Source organism: Megasphaera sp. UBA4382 (assembly GCF_002391155.1).
Classification (GTDB): Bacteria; Bacillota; Negativicutes; order Veillonellales; family Megasphaeraceae; genus Megasphaera; species Megasphaera hexanoica.
In genome coordinates, this window is the sequence record NZ_DGRS01000034.1 from 15,214 (window position 1) to 33,541 (window position 18,328).

Sequence of the window (18,328 nt, forward strand, 5' to 3'; positions counted from 1 at the left end):
GGCCGGTTCTTTCCCCGGGGCAGTAAAATACGGCCGCAGCCGTACTGCAGCCGTATGGATCATCTCATATGGAATATAAGGAAAGCCATGATAACCGCCAGTAACAGCAGGGAAACGATGCGTATCATCCTGCCTCCGCCAGCGACCTGTCTGCGGCGGGCGGAACTCTTCCGGTGTCTCCGCCGGACCGGCCCGGGATTTTCCCCGGCAGGTCTTATACTCCCGGCCATGCCATTTCCTTGCCGCCGAGAATGTGGGCGTGCATGTGATGGACCGTCTGGCCTGCTTTTTCACCCGTGTTGTAGACGACGCGGTAGCCTTCCTTGTCGAGGCCCAGTACCTGGGCTACTTTCTGGATGGCATAGAGCATCTTGCCGGCTACGTCGGCGTCGTCCGGCGTCAGGGCGGCGATACTGGCAATGTGTTTCTTGGGGATGACCAGGACGTGTACCGGTGCTACGGGAGCAATATCTTTGAAGGCATAGAAATCGTCGTCTTCATACACTTTCGTGCTGGGGATTTCACCAGCAGCAATCTTGCAAAATAAGCAGTCTTCCATTTAAATCTCCTCCTTAATGATGCCTGTTAATCTATGGTCGCAGGCTCCCGTCAGCACGACGGGAACGATGGAACCTTCCTGATGGGGTGCAAGGCCGCTGACGCAGACCCGTTCATAGTTTTCCGAAAAGCCTTCTCCTTCCGGGCCTTCCTGTTTTTCAATCAGCACCCGGACGGTCTGGCCAATCATCTCCTGCAGCCACTGGTCTTTCTGCCGGGCCGACAGATCCTGTACGATTTCTACCCGCCGTTTCTTGACGGCCGGATCTACCTGGTCTTCCATAGCCGCGGCGGGCGTTCCCGGCCGGGGCGAATAGGGAAAGGCGTGGATGTGGGAAAAGCGGAGCTTCTGTAGCGTTTCCAGTGTTTCCTCAAACAACTCATCCGTTTCACCGGGAAATCCCAGGATGAGGTCGGTCGAGACCGTCAGGTGGTGGATACGGCTGCGCAGTGTCTCTATAAGATGGATAAATTCCTCTTTTGTATATTTGCGGTTCATGGCTTTCAATATGGCGTCAGAACCCGATTGCAGGGGCAGGTGCAGATGGGGGCAGATGCGGTCCGACTGATTCATGACATGGATGAGCTCATCGTCTACTTCCAGAGATTCCAATGACCCGAGGCGGATGCGCTGTACGTCCGTTTCTGCCAGGAGGCGCCGCAGTACCAGGGCCAGGCCCGGATGGTCTGGCAGCTCCCTGCCGTAGGCGCCGAGGTGGATACCGGTCAGGACCAGTTCTTTGAACCCCGCTTGTGTCAGCCGCCGTGCTTCTTCGATGATGGCATCGGGCTGGCGTGACTTCAGGGCGCCGCGGGTGTAGGGAATGATGCAGTACGAACAGAAATTATTGCACCCTTCCTGGATTTTGAGATCCGCCCGCGTATGTTCGACTGCCGAGGGATACAGAGGGATTTCCTCGAAGGCATCGGCGCTGCGGGCATCGTGGACGGCCGTCACAGCCGCCCCGCCGCCCCGTCCCAGGAGCATCTGCACCATGGGAACGATGCGGTGCCGTTCGTTGGTGCCTATGACGGCATCGACGTCGGGCATGGATGACAACAGCTCCGGCTTGAGCTGGGCATAACATCCCGTCACAACGACGACGGCTGACGGATTGACTTTCTTGGCACGGCGGATGAGCTGCCGCGATTTTTTTTCACCTACCTGGGTGACCGAACAGGTATTGATGACGTAGACATCGGCAGCATCGCGGAAATCCCGTTCCTCATAGCCTTCCTTTAAAAACAGGCCGCGCATACTGTCTGTATCGTACTGGTTGACCCGGCATCCCAGGGTCACAAAGGCAATAGTTGGCATTATCTGAATCCTCTTTCATACATAATGATGGCAAGGGACGCTACGGCCGCCGTCTCTGCCCGCAGTATGCGGGGACCGAGGGAAACGGTCTGGCAGCTGGCAAGTTCCGTAACGGCCCTTTCTATTTCTTCCCTGGCAAATCCGCCTTCCGGTCCGATGCAGATGACCACGTCCCCGGTCTGCACGGCGGCACAACAATCGCGCAGTGGCCGCGTTTCTTTCTCAAAGGGAATGATAAAGGGCATCGTTCCGTACGCTTTCAGTAATTCTGGAAAAGACAGGACATCTGCTACTTCCGGTATATCATCGCGGCCGCACTGTTTGGCCGCTTCCTGGGCAATGCGCTGCCAGCGGAGGCGCCGGTCCCTGCGGCGCGTGTCGTTTAATTTTACTACACAATGCTCCATTTGTACAGGAACGATCATGCTGGCCCCCAGCTCGGCGGCCTTCTGGACGACCCATTCGAACTTGTCATTTTTGAGTAGTCCCGCCGCCAGGATCACCCGGCCGGCAGACCCGTCTTTCTGCCCGGTCTTCTCCAGGGGCTCGAGGAGCGCCCGCTGACTGTCGGCCTCACGGATGCGGCAGTCATAAGTCACGCCGGCTGCGTCCGTCACAGCGATAGAGTCCCCCTGGCGTTTGCGCAGCACCGTAATGATATGGTGGGAATCGTCCGCCGACAAGTAAAAAGCGGATGTAATGGGAAAATTGACGAATACCTTGCGCATTAGTTCCTCCTGAGCAAAACGGCATACCAGCCATCCTGCAGCGTATCTGACACCCATTCATATCCCGTTTGTCCTGCCATGTCCCGTATTTCCCCTATGCGGTCATCGATAATGCCGCTGACGATGACATAGGAACCGGCATGGGTATAGCTGCCCAGGTCGGGCAGCAGGGATAGGACGGCGTTGGTGACCAGATTGGCCGTGACGACATCGGCTTTCTCCCCCTTGTCCGATATGGCGCCGAGGAGGTCGCTGTGCATGACTTCCACGCAGTCGCTCAGTTCATTGAGTTCCACGTTGACTACAGCCTGATCCACGGCCTTCTGGTCGAGATCGACGGCCGTCACATGACCGGCACCCAGCCGGGCCGCCGCAATCGCCAGGATTCCCGTGCCGGTCCCGATATCATAGACGAGCTGTCCCGGCTGTATGACCTGTTCCAGATAAGACACGCACATGGCCGTCGTCGCATGAAGGCCGCTGCCAAAGGCGACACCCGGGTCGATGCGGATGACCGCTTCGACCGGCCCCGGTTCAGCCGTTTCCCACGATGGCGATACCCAGAGACGGGGGGAAATCTTCGTGGCGTGAAAGTAATCCTGCCAGCGGTACAGCCAGTCGGAATCGCTCGTCTTACGGGTCATGATATGCCAGCGTCCCATGCGGGGATTCCGTTCCTGCAGCGCCTTCATGCCCTGCCGGACGGCCGGTTCGGCCTTGTCGTCGTCTGCCGGAAAATAGGCCGTGATGCGGATCAGATCATCGTACGTTTCCTCATCGTGGATAACCGATCCCTGGCTGCCACAGTCGCACAAAATAAGAGAGACTACATCGGTAAATTCCGGAGATACAAACACATCTATTTCTTTATATTCCATATCTTTCTCCTGTCTGCTTCGGCAATTCATCCAGCAGGCGGCCCGGATGCATCGCCTGCCGTCCGCTGATTTATTTACTATTATACCATATTTTCCCCGCCTTCTGGCGACGAAAAAAGAGCCGTCCTGAGACAGCTCTTCCGGTCCTCCTCCGTTTCTGTACCGCTAAAGGAACACCGCTTATATAATATAAAACCACGTTTCGTCGTTTTCATCGACGTTCTTGACGGCCTGTTTATCTTCATCGAAGCGCAGTTCCTGATTCTTGACACTGACCTTGGTCCCCGGCGCTACCGATTTGGTGATAAATACGTTGCCGCCGATGACCGAATCGTGGCCGATGACCGTATCGCCGCCCATGATGGAAGCACCAGAATAAATGGTCACATGGTCTTCAATGGTCGGGTGACGCTTCTTGTGGACCAGCTTGCGGCCATCTTTCAGGGAAAGCGCCCCCAGGGTAACGCCCTGATAGAGTTTGACGTGTTCGCCGATTACCGTCGTTTCCCCGATGACGATGCCCGTGCCGTGGTCGATCATGAAATACTTCCCTATTTCTGCACCGGGATTGATTTCAATGCCCGTCATGCCATGAGCGTATTCCGACATGACCCGGGGGATGATGGGAATCTGCATTTTATACAGGATATGGGCCACGCGGTGGACGGAAATGGCAAACAGGCCGGGATAGGAAAAGATGACTTCCGCCTTGCTTTCCGCTGCCGGATCGCCTTCGTAAATCGCCTCGATATCCGTTTCGATATATTCCCGGATTTTGGGAATTGTCTTGAGCAGGGTCAGTGTCGCCTGTTCGGCCCGCTGTTCCACGTTATCAATCTTGACGTTCTGGGTCATCCCCTTATATTTCAGGGCGATGGTAATCTGCTTGCAGAGATTATAGGCCACATCTTCGATGACGACGGTCAGATTGTTGCCGATGTCATAGAAGCGGTAGGTCTTGTCTTTGATATATCCCGGATAAATGATCCGCAGCAGTTTGGTAATGATATCGACAATGACCTTTTTATTCGGTTTATTGAAAATGTCCAGTTTATCGATTTCCCGCTGCCCGTCGTGATTGTAGTCCGCCAGGATGCTGTCGACAACGCCTTGTATGTTTTTTGAAATCAGTTCGCCCATGTTCAACCCTTCTTATCGCATAAATATAAATATAACTATTATAGTACACTTTATAAGTATACTTGTCAAGTGCATATTTCACATGGAAATAGAAAGATAACGTAGAAGGCTGCTGCATGGAGCAAAACCTGTCATGCAACAGCCTTCCGGTGAGTTTGAAGTTTGATGTTTGAAGTTTGATGTTTGAAGTTTAGTGTTTGACGTTTAGTGTTTTTGTTATCCGATATACGTGACCAGTATGTGCAGGATTTCTTTCATGTCGATGGTGTCTTCCAGTACGCGGAAGGTGCAGCAGTCAATGGACGGAGCCCAGATTTTGAATTCCGTATCCATTTCCGAATTATCGCTCACTTCTGCCGAATAAGCCGTAATCTTGCTGTACGGGATGACCAGGGCCGCTTTGTGCCGTGCCGTATAGGCTTCGACGCGGACGCCGATGATTTTCCGGTCCGTCAGCACGACTACATTGCGCTGGGCGTTGAATTCGAGCAGTACCTGTTCGCCTTCGGCCAGAAGGTTCTGATACAATTCTTTCCTGAATCCGATTTCGTTCTTTTCTGCCAGGGTAAACTTCTTATCGTCTTTATCTGCAAACATGGTATGATCCTCCTAACGTGTAATGGAAATAAGGCTCTCTGTGAGAGACAGACTATCCTTATTATAATATTCTCCGTCATGGGAAAAAATCCTGCCGGACCGGAAAAAAATTTTCCGGACAAAACAAAAACACTGCCCGTACAGATGATACCTGCACCGGCAGTGTCCTGTGGCAAATTATGCATTTCCGGCAATCGTACCGGAGTTATTCATGGAGCGGATGAAGTCGGTCACTTTCTTTTTTACTTTTTCAAAGAAACCTTCTTCTTTAGACTCCCCCACCCAGGTTTCTCCACCAGCCCGGGCAAATTCTTTCAGGAGTTCTTTTTGTTTGGCGTTCATGCGCTTCGGCGTCGTAATGTTGACCTGCACATGATGGTCACCCCGGCGGCCATTGGAGCCCAGATAGGGTACGCCGTGCCCTTTGATCCGGAAAATAGTGCCGCTCTGGGTACCGGCCGGCACCTTCAGATCGACCTGCCCGTCGATGGTTTCCACGCGGATGGTGCAGCCCAGCGCCGCCTGTGCAAAGGTAATAGTCTGCTGGGACACGACATCGTTGCCCTGACGGGTAAACTGCGGATCGCGGCGCACGAATATGTACACATACAGATCGCCATGGCCACCACCGCGTACGCCCGGTTCGCCTTCGCCGGCTACGCGCAGGCGTGCGCCATCATCGACACCAGCAGGAATCTTGATTTTCAGTTTCTTGCGTACCTTCACTGTGCCTTCGCCGTGACATTTCTTGCATTTTTCATGGATAATCTTGCCAGTCCCGCCACAATGGGAACAGGTCCTGACGTTGACCATCTGGCCAAAAGGCGTATTCTGTACGACCCGCTGCTGGCCTGTGCCGTGGCAGACCGGACAGGTATCTACCTTGCTGCCCGGTTCGGCACCGTTGCCGTGGCAATGTTCACACGTTTCATTCTTCGGCACCTGGATTTCCATTTCCGTCCCGAAGGCAGCCTGTTTGAATGTAATGTCCACATCGAAGCGGAGATCAGCTCCCCGTTCCGGACCATTAGACTGTCGGCTGCCCTGGCCGCCAAAGAAGGAATCAAAGATATCACCAAATCCACCGAAACCGCCAGAGCTGAATCCGCCCTGACCGAATCCGCCGAATCCGCCAAAGCCTCCCTGGCCGAAGCCGCCGGCTCCGCCTGCGCCATTCTGGAACGCATCGGGGCCGAACTGGTCGTACTGGGCACGCTTGTTCTTATCGGACAAGACGCTGTAGGCTTCGTTGACTTCCTTGAACTTTTCTTCTGCAGCCTTAGGGTTGTCCCGGTTTTTATCTGGATGATATTTTATTGCCAGTTTGCGAAACGCTTTTTTGATGTCCGCTTCGCTGGCGTCCCTGGGAACGCCAAGTACTTCATAATAATCTTTTTTGCTCATATGGGCAGCCCCTCTTTACTTACAACTTACTTCTGGTCGTCATCGACAACTTTGTAGTCGGCATCGACAACTTTTTCACCGTTCTGGTTTTCCTGCTGCTGTGCACCGGCACTCTGCTGTGCACCGGCCTGCTGCTGGGCAGCCTGCTGCTGAGTATCGGCCTGTTTGTACATATCGCTGGTCAGATCGTAGAGCGGTTTGGTCAGAGCTTCCGAAGCGGCTTTGATCTTATCGACATCGTTCGTCTTGACGGCTTCTTTGAGGTCGGCAATCTTCGATTTGATTTCCGAAACTTTGGAAGCATCGGCTTTGTCGCCCAGATCCTTGATGGTCTTTTCAGCCTGATAAATCAGGGAATCAGCATTGTTCTTGGCTTCGATAGCTTCCTTGCGCTTCTTATCTTCTGCTTCGTGGGCAGCGGCTTCCTTGACCATGCGGTCGATTTCGCTCTTGTCAAGGCCGGAAGACGATTTGATGGTAATCTTCTGTTCCTTGCCCGTGCCCAAATCCTTGGCTGCTACGTTTACGATACCGTTGGCATCGATATTGAACGTAACTTCGATACGGGGTACTCCACGGGGAGCAGCGGGGATACCGGTCAGTTCGAAACGACCCAGTGTCTTGTTATCGGCGGCCATTTCCCGTTCGCCCTGCAGGACGTGGACATCGACAGACGGCTGGTTATCAACGGCTGTCGAGAAAATCTGGCTTCCCGAAGTCGGGATGGTCGTGTTGCGGTCGATGATCTTGGTGAAGACACCGCCCAGCGTTTCAATCCCCAGAGACAACGGCGTTACATCGAGGAGCAGTACGTCTTTGACATCGCCGACGAGGACACCGGCCTGGATAGCAGCACCGACAGCAACGCATTCATCGGGGTTGACACCTTTGCTCGGTTCTTTGCCCAGTACCTGTTTGATGGCTTCCTGAACAGCCGGGATACGGCTGGAACCACCGACGAGGATAATCTTGTCGATTTCATTGATAGAGAAACCTGAATCGGCGATAGCTTTACGGGTCGGTTCCATCGTAGCCTGTACGAGGTCTTCCGTCAGTTCGTTGAATTTAGCACGGGTCAGCGTCAGGTCGAGGTGTTTCGGGCCCGTGGCATCGGCCGTGATGAACGGCAGGTTGATGTTGGTCGAAAGGACCGTGGACAATTCAATCTTGGCTTTTTCAGCAGCTTCTTTCAGACGCTGTTCAGCCATCTTATCCTGCGACAGGTCAATGCCGGTCTGGCTCTTGAATTCACTGATCATCCAGTTCATGACTTTATTATCGAAATCGTCGCCGCCGAGGTGGGTATTCCCGTTGGTGGCCTTTACTTCGAATACGCCGTCGCCCAATTCGAGGATGGAAACATCGAAAGTACCACCGCCGAGGTCGAATACGAGGATCTTGCCGTCGCCGCCTTTATCCAGGCCATAAGCGAGGGCTGCAGCCGTCGGTTCGTTGACGATACGGAGTACATCGAGGCCAGCGATTTTACCAGCATCTTTCGTGGCCTGACGCTGGGCATCGTTGAAGTATGCCGGAACGGTGATGACAGCCTGGGTAACTTTTTCACCGAGATAGCTTTCGGCATCTTCCTTCAGTTTCTGCAGGATCATGGCCGAAATTTCCTGAGGCGTATATTTCTTGCCCTGGATATCGACGGTGTAATTTTCACCCATATGGCGTTTAATGGAAGAAATCGTGTTTTCCGGGTTGGAAACAGCCTGACGTTTTGCCAACTGGCCGACCAGGCGTTCACCGGTCTTGGAAAAACCAACGACAGACGGCGTCAGTCTGGACCCTTCTGTATTCGTGATAACCGTCGGTTCGCCGCCTTCCATAACAGCTACAACCGAGTTTGTCGTACCTAAATCAATACCAATTACTTTAGACATAAGTAATTCCTCCAATCTTATACTTTCTACGATACTTAACCGTTAAATGCAACTTTAACCATTGCCGGGCGCAATGTCTTGTCGCCCAGCAGATATCCTTCCTGCAGGACTTCCACAACGACGTCATTGTCGTATTCATCGCTGGGGACCCGCATGACTGCCTGATGATAATTCGGATCAAACGGTTTGCCTACGGCATCAATTTTCGTAACACCTTCTTTTTCGAGAACCGTCATGAGCTGTTTGTAAATCATGGTATAGCCATCTACAAACGATTTGAGCTCATCGGAAAGGGAATCCTGCGGCACTTGCAGGGCCCGTTCGAAATTATCGATGACCGGCAGGATGTTCTGGAGGACATCCATTTTGACGACTTCAGAAATCTGCTGCTTTTCTGTTGCAGTCCGCTTCTTGAAATTGGCAAAATCGGCCTGGAGGCGCAAGTAGCGCGATTTCATTTCCGCTGCTGCCGCCTCTGCCTGTGCGCTGGCATCCGGCTGCTGTGCCTTCTGGCTGTCCGCCTGTCCGGCACCGGCACCATCATCTGCCGCTGTTTCTTCTGCTATTTCATCAGCCGGCTGTTTCGTTTCTTCCACAGCCTCTGTCGTCGTCTGTTTTTCTTTTTCTTCTTTTTTCTTGTCTTTACTCATGACCTGCATCCCTCCTATTTATCGTCCTGGTAATGTTCCAGAATATGGGTCACATGCTGTTTCATAAAATCGAGTAAGCCAATGATCCGGGCATATTCCATGCGGGCCGGTCCCAAAACAGCAATCTTACCGAGGACTACGTCATTGGCCGTAAAGGTCGCTTCAATAATGCTGCAGTCATTAATCGGAGATAATTTAGTTTCTTCACCGATACGCACCGTTACCGGTTTGTCCGTTTGTTCTCCCTCATCATGCAGGATATTGGCTACAATATCCTGTTCCTCCAGCATGGTAAACAGGCTTTTCGCCTTATCGACATCCTTGAACTCCGGCTTATTGAGGAGTTCCATCGTCCCGCCTTTATACAACTGCTGCTGACGGCGGAACGCCCTGTGAAGTGAGCGGAAAGCAGTCCGGTACAAATCAAGGTCATCTACCACATCGTCGTGGAACTGCTGCAGCATGTCCATGTTGATTTTGGCCATGGACACGCCGGACAGGAAATTCGTCAATTTCTCAGCGACGATGTTGAGTTCGTCCACATCGACGCCATCCGGTTTGGAATAAATACAGTTTTCAATCTGCCCGGAATCGGTAACGACAATCATGATAGCGCGCCGGTGATCCAGCGGCAGGAACCGTATGTATTTCAGCCGGGAACCGGGCTGCTGCGATGTCATGACGAGGGTCACATTGTGCGTAATCCTGGCCAGTCCCTTCGCCGTATTCTGAAATATCTGATCGACATCGCTTACCTTGTCCTGAAACCATGTTTCAACAAATTTCTTTTCATCATTTGTCACCTTTTCCGGTTTCACCAGACAATCGACGTAGAACCGATACCCTTTAATAGATGGAATCCGGCCGGCCGACGTATGGGGCTGTTCCAGATAGCCCATCATTTCCAGGTCAAACATTTCGTTACGGATCGTTGCGGCACTGACGCCCAGATTATACTTCCGGGCAATGGTCCGGGACCCGACAGGTTCGGCAGACGTGATGTAATCCTGAATGATAGCTTGCAATATTTTTTGTTTTCTTTCATCCAAATTCATTTCCTGTCACCTCGATGCCGCGTTGTTTTAGCACTCTTTTTATTGGTGTGCTAACAACTATATAAAAGATAGCATGATTGAGCCGATTTGTCAATGATTTTAGACTAAAAAAGTCAAAAAGTCAAAAATATTTTTCTCTCATACTATTCTTTTGACTTTTATGGTCAAAAAAAATACAGTGCCATCGCTGACACTGTATTTTTATTATCTTGTAGAAAAACCGGTTATTCGCCTTTGAAATCGGCTTTACGTTTTTCCATGAACGCTTTCATGCCTTCCTTCTGATCTTCTGTAGCAAAGCAGAGACCGAAGACATTGCTTTCGAACTGGATACCTGTAATGATGTCGCACTGTAAGCCGTTGTTGATAGCTTTCTTAGCGATCTGTACTGCTACAGGACCCTGTTTCATGATTCTCTTAGCGGTCTTGATGGCAGCCGGCATTAATTCAGCCTGAGGAACGACTTTGTTGACCAGGCCGATGCGGAGAGCTTCAGCCGAATCAATATTCTGGTTGCTCAGGATGATTTCTTTTGCCATGCCAGGACCTACGAGGCGGGCAAGACGCTGTGTGCCACCGAAGCCGGGGATGATGCCCAGGCCGACTTCCGGCTGGCCGAATACGGCGTTATCCGAAGCATAACGGAAATCGCAGGCCATGGAGATTTCGCAGCCGCCACCCAGAGCATAGCCGTTTACAGCGCAGATAACCGGTTGTGGCAGTCTTTCGATCTTGGTGATGACGCCAGCACCATATGTGCCCCAGTCACCAGCCTGTTTCGGGTTGTAATCAGCCATTTCTTTGATATCTGCACCAGCAACGAAGAATTTGTCGCCAGCACCGGTAATGATGACTACCTGTACGTCTTTCGAGCCGGCAATGTAGTCAACGGCTTTTTCAATATCACGGACCGTAGCGGCATTCAGGGCGTTAGCCTGTTTCGGACGGTTGATCGTAATTGTAGCAATACCTTCTTCTACGGTGAAGAGAATGTTTTCAAATTCCATAGGTAGAATCCTCCTTAAGGTCAGTATCAAGCTATCCAGCGGGCATTATTTGCTGTAATCGTAGAAGCCTTTGCCCGTCTTGCGGCCGAGCCAGCCGGCAGCAACGTATTTACGGAGGAGCGGGCACGGACGATATTTCGGATCGCCAAAGCCTTCATAGAGAACTTCCATAACGTGGAGAACGACATCGTTACCAATCAGGTCGCACAGTTCGAGCGGTCCCATCGGATGGTTGTAACCCAGTTTGCAGACAGCGTCGATGCCTTCTTTGGAAGCAACGCCTTCCATGAGGGCATAGCATGCTTCATTCAGCATCGGAACGACGACACGGTTGGCAGCGAAGCCCGGGAAGTCTTCAACTTCAACAGGGGATTTGCCAAGGCCTTCAGCGCATTCTACAACGGCTTTCGTCGTAGCATCGTCAGTTGCGATACCTTTGATGATTTCGATCAGTTTCATGACCGGAGCCGGATTGAAGAAGTGCATGCCGATAACTTTTTCCGGACGTTTCGTAGCCGTAGCGATCTTGGTGATAGGCAGGGAAGACGTATTGGAAGCGAGGATTGTATTAGCCGGGCATTTTTCATCGAGGTTCTTGAAGATGCCGCATTTGATCTTTTCGTCTTCGATAGCAGCTTCGACAACGAGTTCAACATCTTTCATGTTGTCTTCCGTGATTTCTACGATACCGGTCAGACGGCCCATGATTTCAGCTTTCTGGTCTTCCGTCATTTTACCTTTCGTAACTTTTCTGGTCAGCTGTTTGTCGATTTTTTTCATGCCGCCATCGATGAATTCCTGTTTGATATCGTTCAGGATAACATCTACGCCGTGTTCAGCAAATACCTGAGCAATACCGGAACCCATCGTACCTGCACCAATAACCATGACTTTTTTGAACATTTGAAACTCCTCCTTTATTAGCGTGATTTTTTTCACTTTTTGTCTCAAAAAAAAATCACTTTTTGGTAAATATAAGATGCACTGCTTACATTCATAGTATAACACGTTTGGAAAAAAAGTCCACTAAAAAAACAGACATTTTCATAACTTTACAGAATCATTGCCTATTTTACCTTTTATATACGGCATTAAAACGGCCTTTTTCCATGCATTTATGTTGTTTAATCATCGATTTCCATAAATCAATGAACTTTAGGCATGGCCAGATAACTTTGTACCAGTAATGTACAACATACATAACAATAAAATAAGAACCGGAAAAATATCCGGTTCTTATTTGTGAATTTGTACACATTCACGAACTATTTTATAAATTTTTGATATTGTTTAAGGCTTCCAACAGTCCCTTGCGGCGTTCATACTGGTTCCGGTACAGGGCCGTATGATCACGGCAGGGCACAAACTCTTCCCTGACGGCCAGTTGCTGCTGCAACGCTGTTTTCAGGTCGGTCACATCCCCGGCGGCAAAGGCTGCCACCAGGCAGTTGGTCGGCACGGCACCGCCGGCGACCTTCAAGGTCACGACACGGGTATCGAGCATATCGGCCTTGATCTGATTCCACAGCCGGTCGCGGCTGCCGCCTTCGGTGATAGTCAGCTGCGTGAGATCAATGCCGGCACTGCGATAGCGGTCGGTGACTTCCATATAGTCGTAGCCGATGCCCTCCAGTACGCAGCGCCACAACGCCCCCTGGTCGTCGTCCAGGGTCAGGCCCGTAAAGGTACCGCGTACATTGGGATAATCGCCATTGCCACCGGTCAGGTACGGGATGAACATGGCGCCGCCGCAGCCTGCGGGATGACGCCGGGCCAGGTCGTCCATTTCTCCGTAATAGGCATCATCATCGGCCTTGCGGGCAATGTTATCCTTGAACCAGCGCAGGGCCAGCCCTCCCGTACGCACCATACCCCAGTAAAAATACGTGCCGGGAAGGGTCCCCGAATTAAAGACCAGTCCCGTACCCGGCGCCGACAGTTCGGGAATAATGCCATCCGTAGCCGCGCAAAACATGGCACAGGTCCCGGCCACATCGACGGCCCGGCCGGCTTCCAGGATGCCGCTGCCCATCATCGATTCCATGGTGTCGCCGGCACCGGCGCAGATGGGGATGCCAGCGGGAAATCCCGTTTCCGCCGCATCGGCTTCACACAGATGGCCGATGATATCCCAGGGCTTGACGATACGCGGCATATACGACCGGGGAATGCCCAGGATACGGAGCTGCTCCTCCGACCAGCACTTGTTCACCACATCGTAGCCGAGCCCCCAGCCGGACATGGTCCCCCAGTCGATGAAGGCATCGCTCCCGGAAAGGCCGGCCAGGTGCAGGAGGATATACGGGCAGTTGTGGACGAACTTGACGCCCTTTTCCCGTACGTCCGGCACGTTCTGCAAAAACCAGCGGGCAAACATGGCCGGGAACATGACGTTCGGTTCGGCATTGCCCGTTTCCCTGGCCCAGATATCAAGATGCTGCTCTTTCAGCTGCGATACATCTTCCGCTGTCCGGCTGTCGAGGTAATTGATGTACGGCGTCAGGGCATGGCCATCTTCGTCTATACAGGCAATGCCGCAGATGATGCCATCGCCCATGATGGCCCGCACGCCCGAAGGAGAAATCCCCTTTTCCTTCATGCCGTCGCTGCAGACGCGCATGCACTGCTTGATCAGGCGGTAATATTCATCGATATCCATCTGTACCCAGCCGGGCTGTGGATAGGACAAGGTCGTCTTGGCCGTCGCCATGACAATTTCCTCCATGTTTTCATCATATACCGCTACCTTTACGCTCTGCGTCCCCGCATCAAATCCGAGATAATACTTCGTTCCCATATACTCCGTCCTCCCCTGTTCCAATTCTTCCACAGACCTGATGGCCCGTGTCGGTCTCTAACTCGTTCTATATATTGTATCATATTCCTGCATGGCCAAAAAGAGGCCGCCCCGTTACACAACCCGGGGCAGCCTCTGATCATCCCATATTATTTTCTGTACTTTTCAACAAACCGTGCCATCCGCTTCAATGCTTCCTTGATGGTTTCCATGGAAGCAGCGTAGGAAATGCGGACATTATTTTCTCCGCAGGCACCAAATGCCGTGCCGGGAACGACGGCCACTTTTTCTTCCTTGACCAGTTTTTCACAGAATTCTTCACTGTTCATACCCGTGCAGCTGATATCGGGGAAGATGTAAAAGGCGCCTTTCGGTTCAAAAACGGGAAGACCCATATCGACCAGGCCTTTATAAATGACTTTACGCCGTACATCGTATTCCTGACGCATCGATTCCACGTCAGCGGCGCAGTCCCGGAGAGCGGTGATGCCGCCGTACTGGGCCTGCGTATTGGCACACATGATCATGTACTGGTGCAGCTTCAGGATATTGGCCAGGCCGTCCCGCGGGGCACAGACATAGCCCAGGCGCATGCCCGTCATGGCGTAGGCCTTGGAGAAGCCGTTGAGTACAATCGTCCGTTCGCGCATATCCGGCAGGTTGGCAAAGGATGTGAATTTCGTATCGCCGTACACCAGTTCGCAATAGATTTCATCACTCATGACGACCAGGTCATGCTTCTTGACAAATTCCGCAATGGGCAGCAGTTCTTCCCGGGTCATGACCGTACCTGTCGGGTTATTGGGGTAACCCATGACGAGTGCCTTCGTCTTAGGCGTCACGACCTGTTCCAGCGCTTCGGCCGTCACTTTGAAATCATCTTGGGCATAGGTCGGCACGAAAACGGGAACGCCACCGGCAGCTTTTACGGCCGCCGGATAGGCTACATACGCCGGGTCGGGAATGATGACTTCATCCCCCGGTTCGGTCAGTGCCAAAAGAGCCATGGTCAGCCCTTCCGAAGCCCCGACAGTCACCATGATTTCATCGACCGGATCGTAATCAACGCCATAGCGGTCATGGAATAATTTTGCAATTTCCTGCCGCAGTTCGATGAGGCCCGAATTAGCCGTATAGCTGGTCTGCCGCGCATCGATACTGGCTTTCATCGCTTCGCATACCTTGTCCGGTGCCGCAAAGTCCGGTTCGCCGATACTCAGGGACAGCACGCCTGGTATCTGATTGGCAATATCGAAGAACTTACGGATCCCCGACGGTTTGATAGCCTGCACGTTTTTCGAAATCTTGTCATCCCAATTCATAACACGCACCACCTTATTCAGATTATTTCTCTATGCGCATACTGGATATGCACGTATCTTATATCTTTATAGTATACCTTATACTTGCCGATTGCAAGGTTTATATTTTAGGTTTATCGTTTATCCTGCGAAACTTTTAAGGTTTGTCAAAGAGATATTCTTCCCGTTCCACCACCCTGCCGTTGCGGATATAGACCCGTGGCACCCGGCGGTTGATGTTGCACATGATTTCGTAATTGATGGTCCCAGCCTTGTCGGCCAGTTCTTCAATGGGGATAAACTGATCGCCCTGGCGGCCAAATAACACGACTTCATCGCCGGCCCGGCAGTTCGCTTCGCCCGTGATGTCGATCATGCACTGGTCCATGCAGATTGTGCCGACCTGAGGGACGCGGTGACCGTGGAACAGGACGTCGGTCTTCCCCGACAAGGCCCGCATGTAGCCATCGGCATACCCGGCAGGAAGCGTCGCGATCTTGCGCCGCCGGTCGCAGGTAAAATGACGGCCATAGCTGACCGTCGCCCCGGCATCGATGAGCTTGACGTGGGCCACGCAGCAGCGCAGGGACATGACCGGCCGGAAATCAAACCCGGCAAGAGATACGTCATGGCTCGGCTGGCAGCCGTACTGGATGATGCCGGGACGGACCATGTCGAGATGATACTGGGGCAGTTCCAGCGTCGCCGCACTGTTGCAGCAGTGTCGGATGGGGATGTGGACTCCTTCATCTTCCAGGCGGCTGCAGACCCACATAAACCGCTTGAACTGTTCATGCGTAAAGGTCTTGTCCTTCTCATCGGCCACAGCAAAATGAGTGAATATCCCCCGGATTTCGATGCGCGGCAGGGCGGCAATTTCCTTGATGACGGAAATGCTTTCCTCATCGGGCAGGAATCCGATACGGCTCATACCGGAATCAATGGCAATATGAACCTGCAGGGTCTGGCCCAGGCGGGACGCTTCCGACGAAAAGTATTCGGCATTCTTCAGATTGAACACGGCCGGCTCAATATGATAGGCCAGGAGTTCCTCCGTCCGCCGGCCGTCCGTATGGCCGAGGATGAATATATTCTTGGTAATCCCCGCATAGCGGCGCAGTTCCACCGCTTCATCCAGACTGGAAACGGCAAAGCAGTCGGCCCCGTTTTCCGCAAAGGTACGGGCCAGTTCGACGGCACCGTGGCCATAGGCATTGGCCTTGACAACGGCCGCAATCCGTACATCCGGTCCGACATGACGGCGGATGACCTGCATATTATGAGCGGCCGCGTCGAGGTCGATCTGGGCCCAGAGGGCGCGGCGCGTAAAATTTTCAGTCGTGCTGTAGACATCCATCATATACTCAGCTTCTTTCCTCTCGTAGTATGGGATTTTTGTACATCTACGGTCTATTTTATCACACTTACGATATAACTGAAACGTAAAACTACTATTTCTTTTTCCTTTTACTTATGTATACAATTTACAGAATACAAAAAAATGTATGAACCCTTAACCCTTTTCCCCTGTTTTTTGCTACAATACAATGTATACAATACAACACGGGTGTAATAGGAGGATACGATGAAAGACTCATATATCAAATTCATTCTGGCAACGGTCATCTTCGGCACCAACGGCATCATTGCCAGTCATATTCCCTTATCGAGTTATGAAATCGTACTGTGCCGTACGGTCCTGGGCGGGACTTTCCTGTTCATACTGGCCCTCTGCCGCCGGCAGTGGCACGTACTCTTTACGGCACCGCGCCGTTCCCTCGTCTGGCTGGTACTGTCGGGCATATTCCTGGCCGGGAACTGGCTTTTCCTGTACGAAGCCTACCAGCAGATCGGCGTCAGCCTGGCCACACTCATCTGCTATTTCGGCCCCGTCCTCATCATGATTCTGTCACGGTTCGTCTTTCACGAACCGTTCACCCTGCCCAAAGTGTCCGGCATGATCATCGTCACCGGCGGCATGATCTGCATCAATGGCGCCGATTTTCAGGCCAACGGCCTCTCATGGGGACTCGTGTGTGGCCTGCTGTGCGCCCTGTGCTTTGCCCTGCTCATCGTCGCCATGAAAAAAACAGCCGGCATAAGCGGGATCATATCTCCTGCCTGCCAGCTGCTCGTCGCCTCCCTTGTCGTAGGCCTCGTGACCTGTACCATGTCCTCCGGCCCGGCCGCACTGGACGGCACGGCCATCGCCTGCATTCTCTGCCTGGGCATCGTCAATACGGGTATCGGCTACTCTCTCTATTTCTCCGGTATTCAAAACCTGTCTGCCCAGACCGTCTCCATCTGCGGCTACATCGAACCCCTGACGGCCCTGGCCCTGTCGGGACTGCTCCTCGGCGAAGTCCTGACAGCCGTGCAGTGGCTGGGGGCCGTCCTCGTCCTGGGCGGCGTAGCCCTGTCCGAGTTATGGCACCGGAGAGCCTGATGGCGGCGTGCGCCGGTCCGTCATATGGCCGCTTTTCCATGCCCAGAGCGTAAAGGCAATGTACAGCCCCATGACGGCCAGGACGCCATAGAAGATAGCCACATATCCCACATGGCCGGCCAGGGTCCCCAGGAGGACAATGCCCAGGCATGTTCCCAGGTCCATGGTGTTGTAATAGGTCGCACTGGCATTGCTGCGCCGCGCCGGAGCCACCACATTAAACAACCAGGTCATGATGGCCGGCATGAGAAGTCCGGCACCCAGGCCATAGAAAACCGAACCACACAGCAGATAGATTGGTGAATGAGCCGTACAGATCATGAAAATGGCCACACTGTACAGGAGTACGCCGGGAAACATGACGGAAAACGGGCCGTGACGGTCATAGACTTTGCCGCCAACTACCCGGGAGAGAAACACGAACAACGTGCCGGACACAAAGAACAGGCCGGCATAGGCGATGTGCGCTTCTTCCGCCATGAGCGGCAGGTACGTATTGACCGACGCATAGACGAAGCCAAAGAGGAAGGAAATGACGCCCGGCACGGCCGTCCCTTCTT

General features: G+C 52.7%; 17 protein-coding genes. 1 reads left to right on the top strand and 16 read right to left on the bottom strand.

Annotation, left to right across the window (positions count from 1 at the left end; genetic code table 11):
- Positions 1-214 precede the first annotated feature (214 nt).
- The 15 genes from B4H10_RS03890 to alr all read right to left on the bottom strand — a co-directional run bounded on the left by B4H10_RS03890 (position 215) and on the right by alr (position 16,682).
- Positions 215-559: a histidine triad nucleotide-binding protein gene (locus tag B4H10_RS03890; protein ID WP_059077285.1), complete on the bottom strand. Its 345-nt coding sequence runs from the start codon at positions 557-559 to the stop codon at positions 215-217.
- On the bottom strand, positions 560-1,876 hold the full coding sequence (mtaB, locus tag B4H10_RS03895) for a tRNA (N(6)-L-threonylcarbamoyladenosine(37)-C(2))-methylthiotransferase MtaB (protein ID WP_059077286.1): 1,317 nt from the start codon (positions 1,874-1,876) through the stop codon (positions 560-562).
- Positions 1,876-2,604 carry an RsmE family RNA methyltransferase gene (locus tag B4H10_RS03900; protein ID WP_292018215.1) on the bottom strand — a complete coding sequence of 243 codons (729 nt, stop codon included), beginning with the start codon at positions 2,602-2,604 and terminating at the stop codon, positions 1,876-1,878. The genes mtaB and B4H10_RS03900 overlap by 1 nt, the downstream gene beginning before the upstream one ends.
- On the bottom strand, positions 2,604-3,482 hold the full coding sequence (locus tag B4H10_RS03905; protein ID WP_059077288.1) for a 50S ribosomal protein L11 methyltransferase: 879 nt from the start codon (positions 3,480-3,482) through the stop codon (positions 2,604-2,606). Before B4H10_RS03905 ends, B4H10_RS03900 begins: the two co-directional genes overlap by 1 nt.
- A gap of 180 nt (positions 3,483-3,662) precedes the next feature.
- The gene (gene epsC / locus B4H10_RS03910) at positions 3,663-4,622 is read right to left on the bottom strand and encodes a serine O-acetyltransferase EpsC (protein WP_059077289.1); all 960 of its coding nucleotides are present in this window, start codon (positions 4,620-4,622) and stop codon (positions 3,663-3,665) included.
- A 216-nt stretch (positions 4,623-4,838) separates the two neighbouring features.
- Complete coding sequence (locus B4H10_RS03915; protein ID WP_059077290.1) at positions 4,839-5,219, bottom strand: PH domain-containing protein; 381 nt, start codon at positions 5,217-5,219, stop codon at positions 4,839-4,841.
- Between the two features lie 177 nt (positions 5,220-5,396).
- Positions 5,397-6,623 (bottom strand): molecular chaperone DnaJ, encoded by a 1,227-nt coding sequence (gene dnaJ, locus B4H10_RS03920; protein ID WP_059077291.1) that lies wholly within the window; start codon positions 6,621-6,623, stop codon positions 5,397-5,399.
- 26 nt (positions 6,624-6,649) lie between these two features.
- Positions 6,650-8,512: a molecular chaperone DnaK gene (dnaK, locus tag B4H10_RS03925; protein WP_292018216.1), complete on the bottom strand. Its 1,863-nt coding sequence runs from the start codon at positions 8,510-8,512 to the stop codon at positions 6,650-6,652.
- 35 nt (positions 8,513-8,547) lie between these two features.
- The gene (gene grpE / locus B4H10_RS03930; protein ID WP_059077293.1) at positions 8,548-9,162 is read right to left on the bottom strand and encodes a nucleotide exchange factor GrpE; all 615 of its coding nucleotides are present in this window, start codon (positions 9,160-9,162) and stop codon (positions 8,548-8,550) included.
- A 14-nt stretch (positions 9,163-9,176) separates the two neighbouring features.
- Positions 9,177-10,217 (bottom strand): heat-inducible transcriptional repressor HrcA, encoded by a 1,041-nt coding sequence (gene hrcA / locus B4H10_RS03935; protein ID WP_292018217.1) that lies wholly within the window; start codon positions 10,215-10,217, stop codon positions 9,177-9,179.
- 224 nt (positions 10,218-10,441) lie between these two features.
- Positions 10,442-11,224, bottom strand: coding sequence for an enoyl-CoA hydratase-related protein (locus B4H10_RS03940; RefSeq protein WP_150824364.1), 783 nt, complete (start codon positions 11,222-11,224; stop codon positions 10,442-10,444).
- Positions 11,225-11,269: 45 nt separating this feature from the next.
- Positions 11,270-12,127, bottom strand: coding sequence for a 3-hydroxybutyryl-CoA dehydrogenase (locus B4H10_RS03945; protein WP_292018218.1), 858 nt, complete (start codon positions 12,125-12,127; stop codon positions 11,270-11,272).
- A 367-nt stretch (positions 12,128-12,494) separates the two neighbouring features.
- Complete coding sequence (locus B4H10_RS03950; protein ID WP_113856181.1) at positions 12,495-14,021, bottom strand: FGGY-family carbohydrate kinase; 1,527 nt, start codon at positions 14,019-14,021, stop codon at positions 12,495-12,497.
- 149 nt (positions 14,022-14,170) lie between these two features.
- Positions 14,171-15,343: a pyridoxal phosphate-dependent aminotransferase gene (locus B4H10_RS03955; protein ID WP_292018219.1), complete on the bottom strand. Its 1,173-nt coding sequence runs from the start codon at positions 15,341-15,343 to the stop codon at positions 14,171-14,173.
- A 136-nt stretch (positions 15,344-15,479) separates the two neighbouring features.
- Positions 15,480-16,682 carry an alanine racemase gene (alr, locus tag B4H10_RS03960; RefSeq protein ID WP_113856183.1) on the bottom strand — a complete coding sequence of 401 codons (1,203 nt, stop codon included), beginning with the start codon at positions 16,680-16,682 and terminating at the stop codon, positions 15,480-15,482.
- Positions 16,683-16,907: 225 nt separating this feature from the next.
- On the opposite strand from alr, the gene B4H10_RS03965 reads away from it, so the two are divergent.
- Positions 16,908-17,768, top strand: coding sequence for a DMT family transporter (locus B4H10_RS03965; protein WP_292018220.1), 861 nt, complete (start codon positions 16,908-16,910; stop codon positions 17,766-17,768).
- On the opposite strand, the gene B4H10_RS03970 is transcribed toward B4H10_RS03965, so the two are convergent.
- Positions 17,748-18,328, bottom strand: a 581-nt coding sequence (locus B4H10_RS03970; protein ID WP_292018221.1) for an MFS transporter, incomplete at its 5' end; no start/stop codon positions are given. The two genes, B4H10_RS03965 and B4H10_RS03970, sit on opposite strands and share 21 nt — an antisense overlap.